At 57.8% G+C, this 16,110-nt stretch carries 18 protein-coding genes; 8 read left to right on the top strand and 10 right to left on the bottom strand.

The window, feature by feature from the left end:
- Window positions 1–114: 114 nt before the first annotated feature.
- Genes cobD through OS189_RS10345 form a run of 4 tightly spaced genes read left to right on the top strand, consistent with a single transcriptional unit; the run spans window position 115 to window position 3,570 of the window.
- Entirely contained in the window at window positions 115–1,059 is a 945-nt protein-coding gene (gene cobD, locus OS189_RS10360) for a threonine-phosphate decarboxylase CobD (RefSeq protein WP_267167586.1), read from the top strand.
- On the top strand, window positions 1,056–1,967 hold the full coding sequence (gene cbiB, locus OS189_RS10355) for an adenosylcobinamide-phosphate synthase CbiB (protein ID WP_267167238.1): 912 nt from the start codon (window positions 1,056–1,058) through the stop codon (window positions 1,965–1,967). Before cobD ends, cbiB begins: the two co-directional genes overlap by 4 nt.
- A gap of 20 nt (window positions 1,968–1,987) precedes the next feature.
- The gene (locus OS189_RS10350) at window positions 1,988–3,175 is read left to right on the top strand and encodes a lytic murein transglycosylase (protein ID WP_267167237.1); all 1,188 of its coding nucleotides are present in this window, start codon (window positions 1,988–1,990) and stop codon (window positions 3,173–3,175) included.
- Window positions 3,172–3,570 carry a rhodanese-like domain-containing protein gene (locus OS189_RS10345; protein WP_267167236.1) on the top strand — a complete coding sequence of 133 codons (399 nt, stop codon included), beginning with the start codon at window positions 3,172–3,174 and terminating at the stop codon, window positions 3,568–3,570. Before OS189_RS10350 ends, OS189_RS10345 begins: the two co-directional genes overlap by 4 nt.
- Here the strand turns inward: OS189_RS10345 and OS189_RS10340 are convergent.
- The 8 genes from OS189_RS10340 to OS189_RS10305 all read right to left on the bottom strand — a co-directional run bounded on the left by OS189_RS10340 (window position 3,560) and on the right by OS189_RS10305 (window position 10,796).
- Entirely contained in the window at window positions 3,560–3,907 is a 348-nt protein-coding gene (locus OS189_RS10340; RefSeq protein WP_267167235.1) for a hypothetical protein, read from the bottom strand. The two genes, OS189_RS10345 and OS189_RS10340, sit on opposite strands and share 11 nt — an antisense overlap.
- A gap of 42 nt (window positions 3,908–3,949) precedes the next feature.
- Complete coding sequence (gene smc, locus OS189_RS10335; protein WP_267167234.1) at window positions 3,950–7,405, bottom strand: chromosome segregation protein SMC; 3,456 nt, start codon at window positions 7,403–7,405, stop codon at window positions 3,950–3,952.
- A gap of 117 nt (window positions 7,406–7,522) precedes the next feature.
- The gene (locus OS189_RS10330; protein WP_267167233.1) at window positions 7,523–7,930 is read right to left on the bottom strand and encodes a hypothetical protein; all 408 of its coding nucleotides are present in this window, start codon (window positions 7,928–7,930) and stop codon (window positions 7,523–7,525) included.
- Between the two features lie 213 nt (window positions 7,931–8,143).
- The gene (locus tag OS189_RS10325; RefSeq protein ID WP_267167232.1) at window positions 8,144–8,704 is read right to left on the bottom strand and encodes a F0F1 ATP synthase subunit B; all 561 of its coding nucleotides are present in this window, start codon (window positions 8,702–8,704) and stop codon (window positions 8,144–8,146) included.
- A gap of 4 nt (window positions 8,705–8,708) precedes the next feature.
- Complete coding sequence (locus tag OS189_RS10320) at window positions 8,709–9,248, bottom strand: F0F1 ATP synthase subunit B' (protein WP_267167231.1); 540 nt, start codon at window positions 9,246–9,248, stop codon at window positions 8,709–8,711.
- Between the two features lie 111 nt (window positions 9,249–9,359).
- Window positions 9,360–9,584, bottom strand: coding sequence for a F0F1 ATP synthase subunit C (locus OS189_RS10315; protein WP_011567586.1), 225 nt, complete (start codon window positions 9,582–9,584; stop codon window positions 9,360–9,362).
- Between the two features lie 66 nt (window positions 9,585–9,650).
- Entirely contained in the window at window positions 9,651–10,409 is a 759-nt protein-coding gene (locus tag OS189_RS10310) for a F0F1 ATP synthase subunit A (protein WP_267167230.1), read from the bottom strand.
- Between the two features lie 3 nt (window positions 10,410–10,412).
- A complete protein-coding gene (locus OS189_RS10305) occupies window positions 10,413–10,796 on the bottom strand; it encodes an AtpZ/AtpI family protein (protein WP_267167229.1) in 384 nt (127 codons plus the stop codon).
- 289 nt (window positions 10,797–11,085) lie between these two features.
- On the opposite strand from OS189_RS10305, the gene OS189_RS10300 reads away from it, so the two are divergent.
- The gene (locus OS189_RS10300; RefSeq protein WP_267167228.1) at window positions 11,086–11,427 is read left to right on the top strand and encodes an ArsR/SmtB family transcription factor; all 342 of its coding nucleotides are present in this window, start codon (window positions 11,086–11,088) and stop codon (window positions 11,425–11,427) included.
- 306 nt (window positions 11,428–11,733) lie between these two features.
- Here the strand turns inward: OS189_RS10300 and OS189_RS10295 are convergent, their stop codons facing one another.
- Together OS189_RS10295 and OS189_RS10290 are read right to left on the bottom strand one after the other, a co-directional pair.
- Window positions 11,734–12,639, bottom strand: a complete 906-nt coding sequence (locus OS189_RS10295) for a DMT family transporter (protein WP_267167227.1) — start codon at window positions 12,637–12,639, stop codon at window positions 11,734–11,736.
- The gene (locus OS189_RS10290) at window positions 12,639–13,517 is read right to left on the bottom strand and encodes a LysR family transcriptional regulator (RefSeq protein WP_267167226.1); all 879 of its coding nucleotides are present in this window, start codon (window positions 13,515–13,517) and stop codon (window positions 12,639–12,641) included. Before OS189_RS10290 ends, OS189_RS10295 begins: the two co-directional genes overlap by 1 nt.
- 291 nt (window positions 13,518–13,808) lie before the next feature.
- Here OS189_RS10290 and ffh point away from each other — a divergent pair, with 291 nt between their 5' ends.
- The 3 genes from ffh to OS189_RS10275 are packed head-to-tail and all read left to right on the top strand — an operon-like array spanning window position 13,809 to window position 16,107.
- Window positions 13,809–15,302 carry a signal recognition particle protein gene (gene ffh, locus OS189_RS10285; RefSeq protein ID WP_267167225.1) on the top strand — a complete coding sequence of 498 codons (1,494 nt, stop codon included), beginning with the start codon at window positions 13,809–13,811 and terminating at the stop codon, window positions 15,300–15,302.
- On the top strand, window positions 15,299–15,808 hold the full coding sequence (locus tag OS189_RS10280; RefSeq protein ID WP_267167224.1) for a GNAT family N-acetyltransferase: 510 nt from the start codon (window positions 15,299–15,301) through the stop codon (window positions 15,806–15,808). Before ffh ends, OS189_RS10280 begins: the two co-directional genes overlap by 4 nt.
- Window positions 15,805–16,107: a chorismate mutase gene (locus OS189_RS10275; RefSeq protein WP_267167223.1), complete on the top strand. Its 303-nt coding sequence runs from the start codon at window positions 15,805–15,807 to the stop codon at window positions 16,105–16,107. The genes OS189_RS10280 and OS189_RS10275 overlap by 4 nt, the downstream gene beginning before the upstream one ends.
- The last annotated feature ends 3 nt before the right edge of the window (window positions 16,108–16,110 follow it).

The following is a 16,110-nucleotide window of genomic DNA, read 5'->3' as shown; positions in this document are numbered from 1 at the left end:
AAATATATATCCGGAAGTATAGCGCTCTATTGATAGTTACACAAAACTCCGCTTTGTCGAACGGGGAAAACAGGCTGAATTCAGCCACCAACGGTTTCGCAGGTAGGGTACGTGATACAGCAAAAACGGGATCACGGCGGAGGTATTGACGCGGCGGCACAACAGTACGGCGGCACGCGCGATAGCTGGATCGATCTGTCCACGGGGATTAACCCGGTGGCCTATCCGGTTGGTGACATCTATCACAACTCATGGTGTGCCTTGCCGGACAAGGCAGCGCAATCCGCACTTGTCGAGGCTGCGCGAAGTTTTTGGCAAATCCCCCGAGAAGCTGCCGTCATCGCCACAAACGGCGCCTCCGCACCCATCGCAATGATCCCACGATTAGGCGCTGCGGGAAGGGTTCATATTGCAGCCCCAACGTATAACGAACACGCCGCAGCCTTCGATTTTGCCGGCTGGCAGCATACCGAAACTTTGTCGCAAGCGGACGCACAGGTCATTGTAAACCCCAACAACCCGGACGGGCGCACTTTCAAAGCTGGCGATCTGTGCGCTTCCCTGCGTGTCATCGACGAAAGCTTTTGCGATGTGAGGCCTGCTGCCACATTGATTGCGGAGGCAGACCGCCGCAATACACTGGTTCTTAAAAGCTTTGGAAAATTCTGGGGCTTGGCTGGTGTCCGGCTCGGCTTTGTGATCGGTGATCCCGCGCTGGTGGCGCGGCTCGAAACAATGCTCGGCCCTTGGCCTGTGGCAGGACCGGCACTGGAGATTGGCACACGTGCGCTGCGCGACCCGCTGTGGGCTGAACAAACCCGCAAACGGCTCAGCGCCGATGCTGTGCGCCTTGATGCACTGCTCGCCGGCGGCGGCGCCTCTCTGGTGGGCGGCACCAGTCTTTTCCGGCTTTATGATGTTGACGATGCGGCGGCGTGGCAAACCCGCCTTGCACACAATCAAGTCTGGAGCCGTATATTCCCCTACAATCCACGCTGGTTACGCCTTGGCCTGCCCGCCCCCGATCAGTGGGCGCGCCTGGAGGCCGCACTGCCATGAGCGCGCCTGTTATCCTTCTGCTGGCAATGATGCTGGACGCCGCGTTTGGCGAGCCGCGCTGGCTTTGGTCGCGGGTGCCGCACCCCGCTGTCTTGATGGGCCGTGCCGTTGCTCTGCTGGATCGAAAATTAAATACGAAGAATGGCGGGATAATCGCCGGAGGTGCAGCGCTGGCGATCCTGATAGGTGGCGCTTGGTTCATCGGCTGGGCGCTTGCACACTTGGGGGGCATCGCGCAAATTGTCATCGTCGCCATTTTGCTGGCGCAGCGCTCACTGGTACAACATGTGGCGGCGGTAGCGGACGGATTGCGCATCTCGCTGGGGGACGGACGCCGCGCCGTCGCCATGATCGTCAGCCGCGACACCGCGCAGATGGATCAATCGGCGGTCGCACGGTCTGCAATCGAAAGCGCGGCGGAAAACCTCTCGGACGGGGTGATTGCCCCCATCTTTTGGTTTCTGCTGGGTGGACTTCCGGGGTTGATAGTGTACAAGGCGGTAAATACAGCCGACAGCATGATCGGCTATCGCACGCCGCGTTATGAACGTTTTGGTAAGACGACTGCCCGTATGGATGATGTGATGAACTTTGTTCCCGCCCGCCTCACCTGTCTGCTGATCGCATTACCTGCCGGCGTGATCGGCATGCTGGATGAAATCAGAAAGGACGCCGCGCAGCACCGCTCTCCCAATGCTGGCTGGCCCGAAGCTGCAATGGCGCGTGCCATAGGTGTGGCATTGGCGGGGCCGCGCGCTTATGATGGCAAAATGCAGCAGTTTCCATGGGTCGGCGGCGCTGGCGCACGCACCATCGGCGCGGGCGAAATTGAAGCATCCATACGCAAGCTGTGGCAGGCGTGGGGCATGATGCTGGGGCTAACGATATTGCTGGCCTCTCTGGGTTGAATTTAGAACAAAGGTCTTTAATGCGCTCTACAATTTTTGCGGCCCTCTTGGCCCTCACCCCGCTCTCGGCACTGGCCAACGTGCCATGCGGCGGCAATTTCAATACGTTTCTCAACGGCCTGAAGGCCGAGGCGCCCAAACATGGCGTAAACGCAAAGGTCGCGGCCAGCTTTCTCGCCCCGGTGCGGCTCGACCCTGCGGTATTGCGCGCAGACCGCTCGCAAGGGGTGTTCCAGCGGCCTTTCGTTGATTTCTCACGCCGGCTGATCTCGAATGACCGTATCAATCGCGGACGCAGCAACGGCCAGCGCTATGACAAGGTTTTTGACAGGATCGACAGCCGATATGGCGTTGACCGGGGTGTTCTGCTGGCCTTCTGGGCTTTTGAAACGGACTTTGGCGCAATTCAGGGCAATTTCAACACTGCGAACGCGCTCGTCACCCTCGCCCATGACTGCCGCCGCCCCGAACTGTTCCGCCCACAGATTTTCGCGGCGATGAAGCTGTTTGCCCGTGGTGATTTCAATCCCGCGAAAACGACAGGGGCCTGGGCCGGAGAGATCGGCATGGTCCAGATGCTACCCCGCGACATTCTGGAGAATGGCACCGACGGAGATGGTGACGGTCGTGTCTCGCTGAAAACCTCTGCGCCTGATGCGTTAATGTCAGGGGGCAAGATGCTGTCCTCTCTCGGCTGGCGGGCAAACCAGCCGTGGATTGACGAGGTAATTGTGCCGCAGAATTTCGACTGGTCGCTCAGCGGATTAAACACCACCAAACGCGCCCGCGACTGGGCCGCACTTGGCATTCGCCCCCGTGATGGCGCGCTGGCCAACAACTTGCGCGCATCGTTAATCCTGCCCCAAGGCCGACGCGGCCCTGCTTTTCTTGCTTACCCGAACTTCAACGTATTTTTTGAATGGAATCAAAGCTTTACCTACGTTCTGACGGCGGCGTATTTTGCCACCCGCCTGAAAGGTGCCAAAGTGTATAATGCAGGAAACCCGGAAAAAGGGCTTAGCGGCAGCCAGATGAAACGTCTGCAACGCGCTTTGAAAGCGCGCGGCTACAATGTCGGGAATGTTGATGGCATTTTGGGGGCCAAAACCCGTGACGCCGTCCAGGCAGAACAGGAACGCATGAACCTGCCCGCAGATGCATGGCCGACCCCTGCCCTTCTGTCAAAGCTTGAGGGGAGAACGCGATGAATTTGACAACCACCGCTGCCGAGATGGTTGCGCGTGCCCGCGCGCGCATCGAGGAAATTGAAACCGATGCGGCTATCACCATGCTCAACGACCCGTCTGTGCAGATCGTCGATATCCGCGATCCGCGTGAACGTGCGCGCAACGGGTTCATTCCCGGTGCGTTTCATTGCCCCCGCGGCATGCTGGAATTCTGGGTAGATCCCGACAGCCCATATTTCAAAGATGTCTTTGCACAGGACAAAAAGTTTGTCTTTTACTGCGCGTCCGGCTGGCGCTCCGCCTTATCTGTCGCGACATTGCAAGACATGGGGTTCACAGCAGCGCACCTGAAAGACGGCTTTACCGGTTGGGAAAAGACGGGTGGGCCGATCGCGCAAATTGAACCTAAGGCCTGATCGCAAAGCGCTGACCGCCCTGGGTCAGCATCACAAGACGCCCGTGACTGCGGACTAATCTATCGCAGCGGCTGCGCCCGTTGCGATATGAGATACAGATCGTCCCATCCGAATTCACCGTAAAGCTGCCATATGCCGTACCACCACTGGCGTAAGTAAAACTGTACGCTCCACCGGCGGAATATCGCGATTGGCCACCTTCATAAAATTCGATCAGATGCCTTTCCGTCACCTGCATGACCTCGGCACGGCTCAATGCTGCATCGCCATCCAGCAGATGGAATTCGCCAGCCCAGAGGGCCGATGGTAACAGGAACAGAGCAATCAAATACCGCACACCACCAGCCTAAAGCGTACGCAAGGCCAAGGCCACACACGTTCACGCGACCAGCTTTTCCGCCTTTTTCAGATCGACCGAGACAAGCTGGCTCACGCCCTGCTCTGCCATTGTCACGCCAAACAGGCGGTCCATCCGCGCCATAGTCACCGCGTGGTGTGTAATAATCAGAAAACGCGTATCGGTCTGCCGGCACATTTCGTCCAGCAGATCACAAAATCGCGTGACGTTTGCGTCATCCAGCGGCGCGTCAACCTCGTCCAGCACACAGATCGGCGCAGGATTGGCAAGAAACACAGCGAAAATAAGCGCCATCGCGGTCAGGGTCTGTTCACCCCCCGACAACAGGCTAAGCGTGCTTAGTTTTTTTCCCGGTGGTTGGCACATAATCTCCAGACCCGCCTCAAGCGGATCATCGGATTCCACCATCATCAACTTTGCCTCGCCGCCGCCGAACAGATGCGTAAACAAAAGTGAGAAGTTTGCGTTCACCTGCTCGAACGCCGTCAGCAACCGCTCGCGCCCCTCACGGTTCAACCCTGCAATGCCTGCGCGCAGCGTCTTGATCGCCTCTTCCAGATCGGCCTTTTCGGTTACCAGCGTGTCGTGTTCTTCCTGCACGCCTTTGGCGTCTTCTTCGGCGCGCAAATTCACGGCACCCAGCGCGTCGCGCTGCCGCTTCAGACGGTTTACATCAGCCTCCAGCTTTTCTGCGCCGGGCATTGCATCGGGATTTACGTCAAGCTGGCTCAACAACTGGTTCGGAGTTAACTGCTGGTCTTCGGCGATCCGCTCGGCAGCGGCGGCAACGGTTTCCTTGGCTGCATCACAGCGCGCCTCGGACCGCGCACGCGCCTCACGCGCTTCGGAGGCCACCCGCTCGCCTTCGCGCTCCGCCAGCGTGGCATCGCGCAGTGTCGCCTCCGCCTCAGAAAGCTTATCCACTGCCGATGCGCGCCTGTCTTCTGCATGCGCGATCTCGTCGCCCAGTTCATCGCGCTTCAAGGCGATGTCTTCCGGCACTGCCAGCGCTTCTTTCAACTCGGCTTCGGACGCTTCTTTGCGCTCGATCAGTTCGGCACTCCGTTTTTCGGCTGTTTCAAGACGATGCCGCCAACCGCTAAGTTCTTTGGTCACCTCCTGCGCGCGTTTCAGACGCGCCTCACCCTCGCGGCGCAACTCGTCATGGCCCGAGCGCCGCGACATCATCGTAATACGCGCCGCCTCTACCGCCATGCGGATATCCTCCACCGCGGCCCGCGCATCCCCCAGATCCCCCAGATCAGCCAACGCACGCTCCGCCTCCAGAACACGCGCACGCGCGGCCATCGCCTCTTCCTCATGCCGCGCGACGGCAAGACCAAGCGATTCAAGCCGTCCGGCGGCGAGGTTACGGTCGGCCTCGGCACGGCTCAGCGCGCGGCCTGCATCGGCCACCATCCGGTCTGCATCACGACGCGCCTCGCGTGCGCGCTTGTCTGCTTCGGTCTGGGCCGTCAGCGCCACGGTCAGGTTTTCATGCGCCGCACGTGCGCCTTCGGCACGTTGGCTCGCCTGCTCCAGTGATTGTTTTAACACTTCCAACCGGTTCAGCTGTTGCAAACGCAACGCCGCAGCCGATGGCGCGTCTTCTGCCCATGCGCGAAACCCGTCCCAACGCCACAAATCACCCTCAAGCGATACCAGCCGCTGCCCCGGCAGCAATGCCGGTTGCAGGCGCGGACCATCATCCGCATCCACCAGACCGATCTGGCCCATACGGCGATTCAATACATCGGGACATGACACATGGTTCGTCAAGGGCGTGACCCCTGCGGGAAGGGCCTGGGCATCGCTGTAGGCCGCCAAAGCAGACCAACCTGACGGGCCGTCCGCCTCTACCTCCGGCGCGCGAAGATCATCCGCCAGCGCAGCACCAAGCGCTTTTTCAAACCCGTGCTCTACCTGAAGGCGGTCAAGTATCTGGCCCCCTTCTGCCGTGTCCCGCTCTACCAGTTTAGCCAATGCCCCCGCCTCGGCGCGCAAGGCATTCATTTCTCCTTCGGCTTCAGAGCGCTCCGCGCGCGCTTCGGCTTCGCGGGTTTGTGTCTCCGCACGCATTTCCTCGGCATTCAGCAGCGCTTCATCCGCAGCCTCTGCCGCAGCAACCGCCGCCACTTCCGCTGTCGATGCCGTTTCAAAATCACTTGCAGCTTTTTCCAGCGCCGCCTCACTGGCCTGCACCGCCTCTTGCGCACGCAAAGCTTCCGCTTCCGATCGTGCCTGCGTCTTGCGGCTGTCATCCAGCAAACGCTCGGCAGAGCTGTATCGCGCGGCCAGCCGTGCCACATCTTCGGTCTGCTGACTCAGATCGCCTTCGCGTTCCTGCAATACTGCGGCGGCTTCGCGGGCCACTTCGGACGCAAGCTCAAGCGCTTCGGCATGCCCCTCACCGGCTTTGGCAAGTTCACGGGCTTCCCATTCCAGACGTTCGATTGTATCGCCTGCATCGCGGTTAAGTCCGCCCTCACGCTCGATGTCGCGTGCCAGCTGCGCAATCCGCCCTTGGAGCGTTTCAATCGTTGCGTTGGCGCGGTTCTCCTGATCGCTCAACGTATCGCGCTGCACCACCAACCGCTGCACAACCGCCGCTGCAATAGCATCTTCTTCACGCAATTCAGGCATTACATCTTCGGCGTCCTGCCGCGCCTGGGCGCAAGCGCGCACGTGGCCTTCGGCCTGCATGGCCGCCAACACCCGGCTGCGCAATTCTTCTTCGGCACGCGCGCGCGCGTCATCCGCCTCGCGCCAGCGGCGGTACAGTAACGTGCCTTCGGTCCGGCGCAATTGCTCTCCGATGTCGCGATACCGCGCGGCTTGTCGTGCCTGCCGCCCCAGCTGCGCCAGTTGAGTGGCCAGTTGCTCAATCACATCATCTACGCGCGCCAGATTTGTTTCCGCGCCGTTCAGCTTTAGCTCTGCCTCGTGGCGGCGGGCATAAAGACCCGAAATGCCAGCAGCTTCTTCCAGTATCCTGCGGCGGCTTTTGGGTTTTGCGTTGATCAATTCGCTGATCTGGCCCTGCCGTACCAACGCGGGGGAGTGTGCCCCCGTTGAGGCATCGGCAAACAACATCTGCACATCACGCGCGCGCACATCCTTGCCTGCCGCCTTATACGCACTGCCTGCATCCCGTGTGATGCGGCGTATGATTTCAAGGGAGTCGCTGTCGTTGAAACCCGCAGGGGCCAAACGCTCGCTGTTGTCGATCTGCAAAGACACTTCGGCAAAATTGCGTGCGGGGCGTGTCGCGGCACCCGCAAAAATCACATCTTCCATGCCACCGCCCCGCATCGCGGTCGGGCGGTTCTCCCCCATGACCCAGCGCAGCGCTTCCAGCAGGTTCGACTTTCCACACCCGTTCGGCCCCACAACACCCGTCAGACCATCCGCAATGATCAGATCGGTGGGGTCGACAAAGCTTTTGAAGCCAGTCAGCCTGAGTTTCGAAAAGCGCATATGCCGCCTGTGTGGTGATTCCGAACCGTTACGCAAGTGACGGCGTTCGCCGCTACCTGTCAACAGGCACACCCTATCTACAGGCGGATTCCCGCAGTTATCCACAAGATATCGTGGTTAGAACACTGTTACACAGTCAACCTCAACCGAGGTGGCGCCCAATTGCGTCAACTCACTTCCCCTGATTGGCACACACTCCAGCCCGACAGGCAGCACCGGTTTTTTGCGGCGTTTACCCTTGCCGCAGCGCAAAAGGCCTGTCGCCTGCGCCTGATCCCCACGAACCTCTTTCACCTCGCAGCCGCTGACCATTGCCATGGCTCGCCCCGCCCGTTCACGGATTACACCAAAGCGGGGCGCGTATTCCGTTGAAGTCCGGATCGCTTCGGCTAATTCATTCCGCACACGCACGTCAAACGTGGACCCGTCAACCGTAACGGTGGTTGCAGGTAGCCCGCGAAAATGGGGGCCAGCAGTGTTGCACGCCCCAAGCGCAAGGATGAGGGGGATTAAACATCGGATCATATCAACCAAAAAGCCACATGTCCCGTTAACAAGACGTTAAGATGCGTAAGCTTTCCGGGACAGCTTCGCCGTGCCCTGCGGTACGATGATAATGCGCTTTATTGGCGGCACTACGGACCGTCGTCCAATTTCTGTGCAGAGCTTCGGATAGCCCGCCAAAACAAAAAGCCCCGATCTTTCGATCAGGGCTTCGTTATCTTATTAGGCAGAGTTTTAGTGGAGCTTTGCATCCACCTGCGCAATACCTTCGTCGATCAACTTGTTCGCTTCCGCGGCTGTCATCTGTTTGCCGATGATCTCACGCGATGCAGCGATCGCAATGACAATGGCCTGATCGCGTACTTCCTTGATCGCAGCGGCCTCGGCAGAACCGATTTGCTCTTCGGCAGCGGCCAGACGGCGCTCGACTGAAACCGCAAGATCGGCGCGTGCCTGCTCTCCTGCTGCAGCGGCTTCATCCTTGGCTGCAGCCACAATACGATCGGCCTGCTCGTGCACCTCTTTTTGCTTGCGCTCGTAGGAGGCGAGAAGCGTTTGTGCGTCTTCGCGCAGCTTGCGGGCCTCTTCGAGTTCGGTTTTGATTCCCTCGGCACGGCCATCAAGCATTTTGCCAATCAGTGATGGGACTTTGAAATAGAACAGCACCGCGATGAACAGCAGGAAAGCAAGCAGCACCACAAAATCTGTGTTGCCCAGCGAAAAGAACGGGCCAGACGCTGCAAAGGCCGGTGTAGCCCCCAGCAGCGCGATGACGGATGTGAGCGTGAAACGCATGACGTTATCCTTTCATCCGTGAGTTAACTGCTGCGGTGACGGTTTTGGCATCTGCCTTGCCACCCATTGCAGCAACAATTTCTTTGGCCGTGTCTTTGGCAACCGCTTTCACGTTCTCCAAAGCACCGGCACGAATTTCCGAAATGGCTTTTTCGGATTCCGCAGATTTCGCAGCAATCTGTTCGTCGGCTTTAGCAATCGCCTTGTCCAGATCCGCCTGCATGTCTGCTTTTGCCTCTGCGATGATGCGCTGTGCTTCTGCACGGGCATCTACCAGCGCCTTGTCATAGGCAGCCTCGGCCTCAACCGCTTTGGCCTTCAGGTCCTCGGCGGCGGCAATGTCGTTTGTAATTGTGCCCTGACGCTCTGCCAGAACAGCGGCAATGCGCGGCAGTGCCACGCGCGACAGGATCAGATAAATTGCGATAAGCGCAAGTACCAGCCAGAAAATCTGGTTTCCCCATGTGGCGAAATCCAGTTGCGGCATGCCGGGGCCTGCTGCTTCCGCAGTACCAACGGCGTCTGTTGCGATTTCAGTTGCCATCATGGCCTCCTGTCAAAACATCGTTCTCTAAGGGACGTAGTAAAGTCCTGTGTCCAGAGGGCGGTACAGCGTACCACACCGCCCCCAGCATAGGGATTAAACGTCTGTCGCTTATACAGCGAACATCAGCAGAAGTGCTACGAGGAACGCGAAGATCCCCAGCGCTTCGGCGAACGCGATGCCGATAAAGAGTGTTGCAGTCTGCGATGCAGCTGCGGATGGGTTGCGCAATGCGCCTGCCAGATAGTTACCAGCTACGTTACCAACACCGATTGCGGCTGCGCCGGAACCGATTGCTGCCAGACCTGCGCCGATGTGTGCGAGTTCGCCTTCCATGAGTATTCTCCTATGCGTTGGAAGTTTGGATAGTGATGGAGACAGGCAAGACCTGCCCCCAAGTCGTTAGTGTGCGGGGTGCAGTGCATCTTTGAGATACACGCATGTCAGGATGGTGAAAACATAGGCCTGAATGAAGGACACGAGGACCTCCAGGCCATACATCGCCGTGATCCCGAGGATCGCGATAGGCGATACAGCAACCAGTGCCGCAAAACCCGCGAATACTTTGATAACCGCGTGGCCGGCCATGACGTTGCCAGCCAGACGAATGGAGTGGCTAACGGGGCGCACGAAGTATGAAATAAGCTCGATCACTGCCAACACGGGGCGCAAAGCCAATGGTGCGGAAGCAACCCAGAACAAGCTCAGGAATGCTGTGCCGTTTTTCACAAAGCCAAGAACCGTGACAACAATGAACACTGCCAAAGCCAACACAACCGTCACAGCAAAGTGTGAAGTAGGCGTGAAGGCTGTCGGGATCAGGCCAAGGAAGTTGGCGCAGACAATGAACATGAACAGTGTCATTATATAGGGGAAGTATTTCACCCCTTCTTTACCGCAGATGTCTTCGACCATTTTGTAAACGAAGCCATACGCCAGTTCGGCAACCGATTGCATCCGACCCGGAACAACTGCGCGCTTGGACGTGCCTACAACCAGTAGCAGGAAAACCGCTGCGACTGCAAAGCTGGTCCAGAGGGCCGCATTGGTAAACGTGTACCAGTTTACAGCACCATCGCCACCGAGCGGTGACACGATGAACTGATCCATCGGATGAAAGACCAGACCGCCTTCTTCCGCGCCTTGTGCTTCTGTTGCCATCTTCTAGGCCCCTTTATCCTGCTCACCCTCTTGGGGTGGTTTCGCCGTTCCGCCCCTCGGAAGGGGATATTCATCTCCGGCCTCTTCGGCCATCTTTTTGTCCTGCATCTCCTGCGCGGAGCGGAGCATTGTTTTTACTCCGGCCGCGAGGCCCAACATGACAAACAGCACCATAAATACAGGCAGTGTTCCAAAGAACAGGTCCAACCCGTATCCGATGCCAAAGCCGATCCCCAGACCGGCCACTAGCTCTATTACCATCCGCCAAGCCATCTGGGCCTGTGAATGATGCTCCTCAACGCGGGACTGGGGTGCTTTCGCACCTTTGGCCGCTGCGATCCGCGCCTCAATCGCGGCCATTTCCGCCTTACGATCTTGGTCTTCCATGCACACTGCCCCGCTGGGATGTCTTGCGCAGTAGCTAATGCGCACGGCGATCCGAGTCAACGACATCTGGATAGCATGTAAGCCCTTGAAATATATTAGGTTACAAAACTTCGCCCACAACCACACCGGTTCAAGATCCTGGATTCAGGGCCATTCCGGGGACTTCCCTCATTCAACCGAAAGGTTGACCTTTGCCATTGGGAACCATTGAAGGTAAGGATATGCCCCAAGGCACAACACCCCTTCAGTAGGGTATTCTCAACCGCGATTCTGGACACATATTACCGACATGGCCCCGACACTGGACAGCACATTTTCCGCACTGGCTGATCCGACGCGCCGCGCGATCCTTGCTATGTTGCTAGAGGATGATATGGCCGTGACCGACGTGGCAGAGCCGTTTGACGTCTCGCTTGCAGCAATTTCAAAACATCTGGGTGTACTGACGGCTGCGGGACTGATTACCCAGGAAAAACGGGGACGTGTAAAGTGGTGCAAGCTGGAACCCGACGCAATGCGCGCAGCATCGGTGTGGATGCAGGGTTTTGGCCAGTTCGAACCGGTCAACCTTGACGCATTCGAGCGGTTCCTGAAACACGAACTGCCCGACGCCGCGGAAAATGGCAGCTAAAAAAGAAAAAAGGGAGCATTGCCCCCTTTTTTCATCAAAATTTCTTTTCAGTCGTTACAAAACAAACTGGACAATCGCCAATACGATTACAACAAGTCCGACAAGATAAATAATTCCACGCATGGTGAATTCCCTTCCTTAAAGTTTCGAGAGATTGGTTTAGTAGACACCCAGCAGGCTCAGGATAACGAGCACAACAACGACGAGGCCGACGAGATAGATAATGTTTCGCATGGGTGTTTTCCTTCAATGAACTAAAAACAGAACGTCAGGCTAAGGCATACGGTTCCACAAAATCGAATTTTTTTAGTTTAGTGATGCAGGTTTGGGCACATCTTCATCCCGCAGAAGCAACAATAATGCCAGTATCGTTAAGACAAGACCCGTGCCAATCATCAAATGTGGCAGGCCTCTGCCCAGCGCGATTTCCCAACAGATCACCCAACTGGGTACCAGATAGGTATAGGCCATCACCTTGGCCGAGGGCAGGCGTAAGGTGGCGAACTGTACCAACACGAAGGAGATCGCGCTTGCAAAAAACGCGACATACAGGATTGTGATCCAGACCATAGGGCGCAAGGCGGTCCAATCGGTTGCACGGATGTCGCCGGCCCCGACCAGCGCCATCAGAATTGCTCCGGCCACCAGTGTGCCAAACGAAAATACTACCGCGCTTTCACCTCGGTTAAGCCGTCGGATCAGTGGCGTATAGATGGCATGGGCGACACAGCCGAAGAAAAAGATCACTTCCCCCCGCCCGATATCAAATGCCAGAAGTGCCGATATATCCGCGCGAAATATCACCCAAAGCGCGCCAGCCGCGCCAATGCACAATGCGGCAAGCATACGGGGCGTGGTGCGCTGGCGCAGCATAAACCACGCAAAAACTCCCGACATCGCAGGCACCAGTGTGAAAACAGCCGCCGAACTGACAGGTGCAGATGTTTTCAGCCCCTCGAACATCAGCACAAAATAGATTGCGAACAGCCCGCCCAGCACCAGATAGCGCCACGGTGCGGCAAATGCCGTGCGTGGAATACCCGTTGTAGCTGATGCAAAGATCCCCACCACGACCCCGGCAATCACAAACCGCACCGTATTCAACGCCAGCGGCGCGATCTCGTTCGCAACCAATGACCCCAGTGAAAATGACCCCGCCACCAGTGCGGAGAATAGCAACATCGCCAGATGCCCCTGCGCCTGCGGCGTCATCAAAGCGCACCGTCCTTGATGCGGGACTTCAGAAACTGCAGCAGCGCCTGCACTTTGCTTGTCCGGTGCAAATCCATATGAGTCACCAGCCAGAGTGACGTTGACCATTCCGGAAGCGGCTTCATGACCTCTACCAGTTCAGGGTACGTCGCTGCTTCTTGCGGAGTTAAAAAACCGATCCCCGCGCCACTGACAACAGCAAGCGAAAGCGCCTGCACATCATTACTGCGGAAGGTTACATTTTCACGTGCCACGTTGTTTGACAGCCATCGAAAGCAGGGTGCGCGGCTTTCACTATCTTCGTGGCCGACAAATTTATGGCTCCCGAAGCTCTGCGGTCCCTTGGGCAAACCATACGCGGCAACATAGCCGTTAGATGCATACAGTCCCATCGGCTGCTCTGTCAGCGCTTGGGCCACGTTGTCGGGCTGTTCCGGTGCAGGGCCTGCACGTATCGCCACATGCGCTTCTCCATATTCAAGCCGGAACAGGCGGTCATCTGTCAAATACCGCATGACCACGCCGGGATATTCCGCCTGAAACGCCACCAGCACTGGTGCGATCCGCGGCGCAAGCGAATTTAGCGAGGTCACAACCAGATCACCGGACACCTTGGTGCCGCTCCCCTTGATCCGGCTTAACAACTGGCTGAACTGGTCCTCGGTTGCTTGCGCAACACGCAAAAGGTCTTCGCCCACCTCGGTTGGGGTATAGCCGCGTGCATGACGCTGGAATAGCTTGACACCCAGACGTTGCTCCAGCGCGTCGATATGACGGATAACCGTGGCATGGTGCACGCCCAGCACTTCAGCAGCGCCGCTTACTGTGCCCTTGCGCGCCACCTGATAGGCGGTTCTGACCTCATCCCAGTTTTCCATGCGTGAATCCTTGGTACACTGGCAAACAACAACCCGCCTACCTTCCTTCATTCACACAAAAGTGCAAGTGCCGCACCGCTTGACTCAGCCGCGTCTTGGGCCTAAACGCAACCCAAATCTCCGGAAGCAATGCCTTCCGGTCCTGGATATTTTCAGGATCGCCCCCAGTCAGCGTGTTACGCCCACTGGGGTAAAACCTATTGTCCCGCAACGATGGGGCATTTGTGAATTCCGGCGGTCGTTCCTACATCGGGAACCAAACCGCAACCGATCGTAAAGGGGCACCCGCCCATGTTTGAGAATCTCAGTGAACGCCTGTCCGGTGTTTTTGACCGCCTGACCAAACAGGGCGCATTGTCTGAAGAAGACGTAAAAACCGCCCTGCGCGAAGTACGCGTGGCCCTGTTAGAGGCGGACGTTTCCCTGCCCGTTGCACGTGACTTTGTGAACGCTGTGCAGGAGAAGGCCACCGGTCAGGCCGTGACCAAATCCATCACGCCCGGTCAGCAGGTTGTTAAAATCGTGCATGACGCGCTGGTTGACGTGCTGCGCGGCGAGGGCGAACCGGGTGCGTTGAAGATTGACAACCCGCCGGCCCCGATCCTGATGGTCGGCCTTCAGGGTGGCGGTAAAACCACCACCACCGCAAAACTTGCAAAGCGCCTGAAAGAAAAAGACGGCAAGCGCGTGTTGATGGCATCGCTTGACGTGAACCGCCCCGCCGCGATGGAGCAGTTGGCGATCCTTGGTGTGCAGATCGGCGTCGATACGCTGCCAATCGTAAAGGGTGAAAACCCCGTTCAGATCGCCAAACGCACCAAAACGCAGGCAAGTCTTGGCGGCTATGATGTCTATATGCTCGATACAGCGGGCCGCCTGTCAATCGATGATGAACTGATGGCGCAGGTTGAGGCCGTCCGCGATGTCGTAACCCCGCGCGAAACGCTGCTGGTGGTGGATGGTCTGACGGGTCAGGACGCGGTGCAAACCGCTGAAAACTTCAACCAGCGTATCGGCATCACCGGTGTCGTCCTCACCCGCATGGATGGTGACGGGCGCGGCGGTGCCGCCCTGTCCATGCGCGCCGTGACAGGCCGCCCGATCAAATATGTCGGACTTGGCGAAAAGATGGACGCGCTTGAAACATTCGAGCCGGAGCGCATCGCGGGCCGTATCCTTGGCATGGGCGACATTGTCGCGCTTGTCGAAAAAGCACAGGAAACCATCGAGGCCGAACAGGCCGAAAAGATGATGAAGCGCATGGCGAAGGGTCAGTTCAACATGAACGACCTCAAGATGCAGCTTGAACAGATGATCAAGATGGGCGGCATGCAGGGCATGATGGGCATGATGCCCGGCATGGGCAAAATGGCCAAACAGGTCGAGGATGCGGGCCTTGATGACAAGATCCTCAAACAGCAGATCGCCCTCATCAACTCTATGACCAAGAAAGAGCGCGCAAACCCCGCGATCCTTCAGGCCAGCCGGAAAAAGCGTATCGCCAAAGGTGCCGGTATGCAGGTCAGTGACCTGAACAAATTGATGAAGATGCAGCGCCAGATGTCCGACATGATGAAAAAGATGGGCAAAGGCAAAGGCGGCATGATGAAAGCCGCGATGAAACAGATGATGGGCAAAGGCGGCATGGACCCCGCCGCAATGGCCCAAGGCATGGACCCCAAAGCACTGGAAGCCGCCGCCAAACAAATGGGCGGAAAGCTTCCCGGTATGGGCGGTGGCATGGGCCTGCCCTCCGGCCTGTCAGGTTTCGGGAAGAAAAAGTGACCAGCGTTCCTGTCATCACAACAGATCGTTTGATCCTGCGCGGTCCGCGTGAAAGCGACTTTGAGGCGTTCGCAGCCTTCGGCGCATCCGAGCGTTCCAAGTGGGTCGGCGGCCCCTATCCGCGCATCCGCAACTGGGGCGGATTTCTGGCGACCTACGGCCATTGGGCAATGCGCGGCTTTGGCATGTGGATGCTTGAACACCGAGAAACCGGCGGAACAGCAGGGCGGGTCGGCATGATCTTTAACGATGGCTGGGACGAGCCCGAACTGGGCTGGAGCGTTTTTGAAGGCTTTGAAGGTCAGGGCATCGCTTTCGAGGCGGCAAGTGCAGCGCGGCGTTATGCGGCACAGCATCAGAACCTTGATGGCGTCATCAGCTATATCAATCCTGAAAACACTCGCTCTATCGCATTGGCAGAGCGCCTTGGCGCGCACCACGAGCGTGACAGCGAGCTTCTCGGCAATACCACCCGTATCTACCGCCACCCCAAGGAGGCATCATGACCGACACTGTCAAACTTGCCGCCGAAATCCTGAAAGGCCACCGTGCCAGCATTGATCGTCTGGACGCGATCCTTGTTTATACACTGGGCGAGCGGTTCAAACACACGCAGGCTGTGGGGAAACTCAAAGCCGAACACGACCTTCCCCCGTCCGACCCTGCCCGTGAAAGCGCGCAGATCGAGCGGCTAGAAGATTTGGCGAAACGGGCCGATCTGGACCCCGAATTCGCCAAGAAGTTTCTCAACTTCATCATCGCTGAAGTCATTCAGCATCACCACGAACACAAAGATAACTTGTAAGGA

Origin of the sequence: Sulfitobacter sp. F26169L, from assembly GCF_026410285.1 — a bacterium.
GTDB lineage: Bacteria > Pseudomonadota > Alphaproteobacteria > Rhodobacterales > Rhodobacteraceae > Sulfitobacter.
This window is presented reverse-complemented; position numbering and strand designations above follow the sequence as displayed.

Excerpts from the sequence above, each read along its gene's own strand:
- cbiB (WP_267167238.1), top strand. The coding sequence starts at position 1,056 with ATGAGCGCGCCTGTTATCCTTCTGCTGGCAATGATGCTGGACGCCGCG.
- OS189_RS10350 (WP_267167237.1), top strand. The coding sequence starts at position 1,988 with ATGCGCTCTACAATTTTTGCGGCCCTCTTGGCCCTCACCCCGCTCTCG.
- OS189_RS10345 (WP_267167236.1), top strand. The coding sequence starts at position 3,172 with ATGAATTTGACAACCACCGCTGCCGAGATGGTTGCGCGTGCCCGCGCG.
- smc (WP_267167234.1), bottom strand. The coding sequence starts at position 7,405 with ATGCGCTTTTCGAAACTCAGGCTGACTGGCTTCAAAAGCTTTGTCGAC.
- OS189_RS10330 (WP_267167233.1), bottom strand. The coding sequence starts at position 7,930 with ATGATCCGATGTTTAATCCCCCTCATCCTTGCGCTTGGGGCGTGCAAC.
- OS189_RS10325 (WP_267167232.1), bottom strand. The coding sequence starts at position 8,704 with ATGCGTTTCACGCTCACATCCGTCATCGCGCTGCTGGGGGCTACACCG.
- OS189_RS10320 (WP_267167231.1), bottom strand. The coding sequence starts at position 9,248 with ATGGCAACTGAAATCGCAACAGACGCCGTTGGTACTGCGGAAGCAGCA.
- OS189_RS10315 (WP_011567586.1), bottom strand. The coding sequence starts at position 9,584 with ATGGAAGGCGAACTCGCACACATCGGCGCAGGTCTGGCAGCAATCGGT.
- OS189_RS10310 (WP_267167230.1), bottom strand. The coding sequence starts at position 10,409 with ATGGCAACAGAAGCACAAGGCGCGGAAGAAGGCGGTCTGGTCTTTCAT.
- OS189_RS10305 (WP_267167229.1), bottom strand. The coding sequence starts at position 10,796 with ATGGAAGACCAAGATCGTAAGGCGGAAATGGCCGCGATTGAGGCGCGG.
- OS189_RS10300 (WP_267167228.1), top strand. The coding sequence starts at position 11,086 with ATGGCCCCGACACTGGACAGCACATTTTCCGCACTGGCTGATCCGACG.
- OS189_RS10295 (WP_267167227.1), bottom strand. The coding sequence starts at position 12,639 with ATGACGCCGCAGGCGCAGGGGCATCTGGCGATGTTGCTATTCTCCGCA.
- OS189_RS10290 (WP_267167226.1), bottom strand. The coding sequence starts at position 13,517 with ATGGAAAACTGGGATGAGGTCAGAACCGCCTATCAGGTGGCGCGCAAG.
- ffh (WP_267167225.1), top strand. The coding sequence starts at position 13,809 with ATGTTTGAGAATCTCAGTGAACGCCTGTCCGGTGTTTTTGACCGCCTG.
- OS189_RS10275 (WP_267167223.1), top strand. The coding sequence starts at position 15,805 with ATGACCGACACTGTCAAACTTGCCGCCGAAATCCTGAAAGGCCACCGT.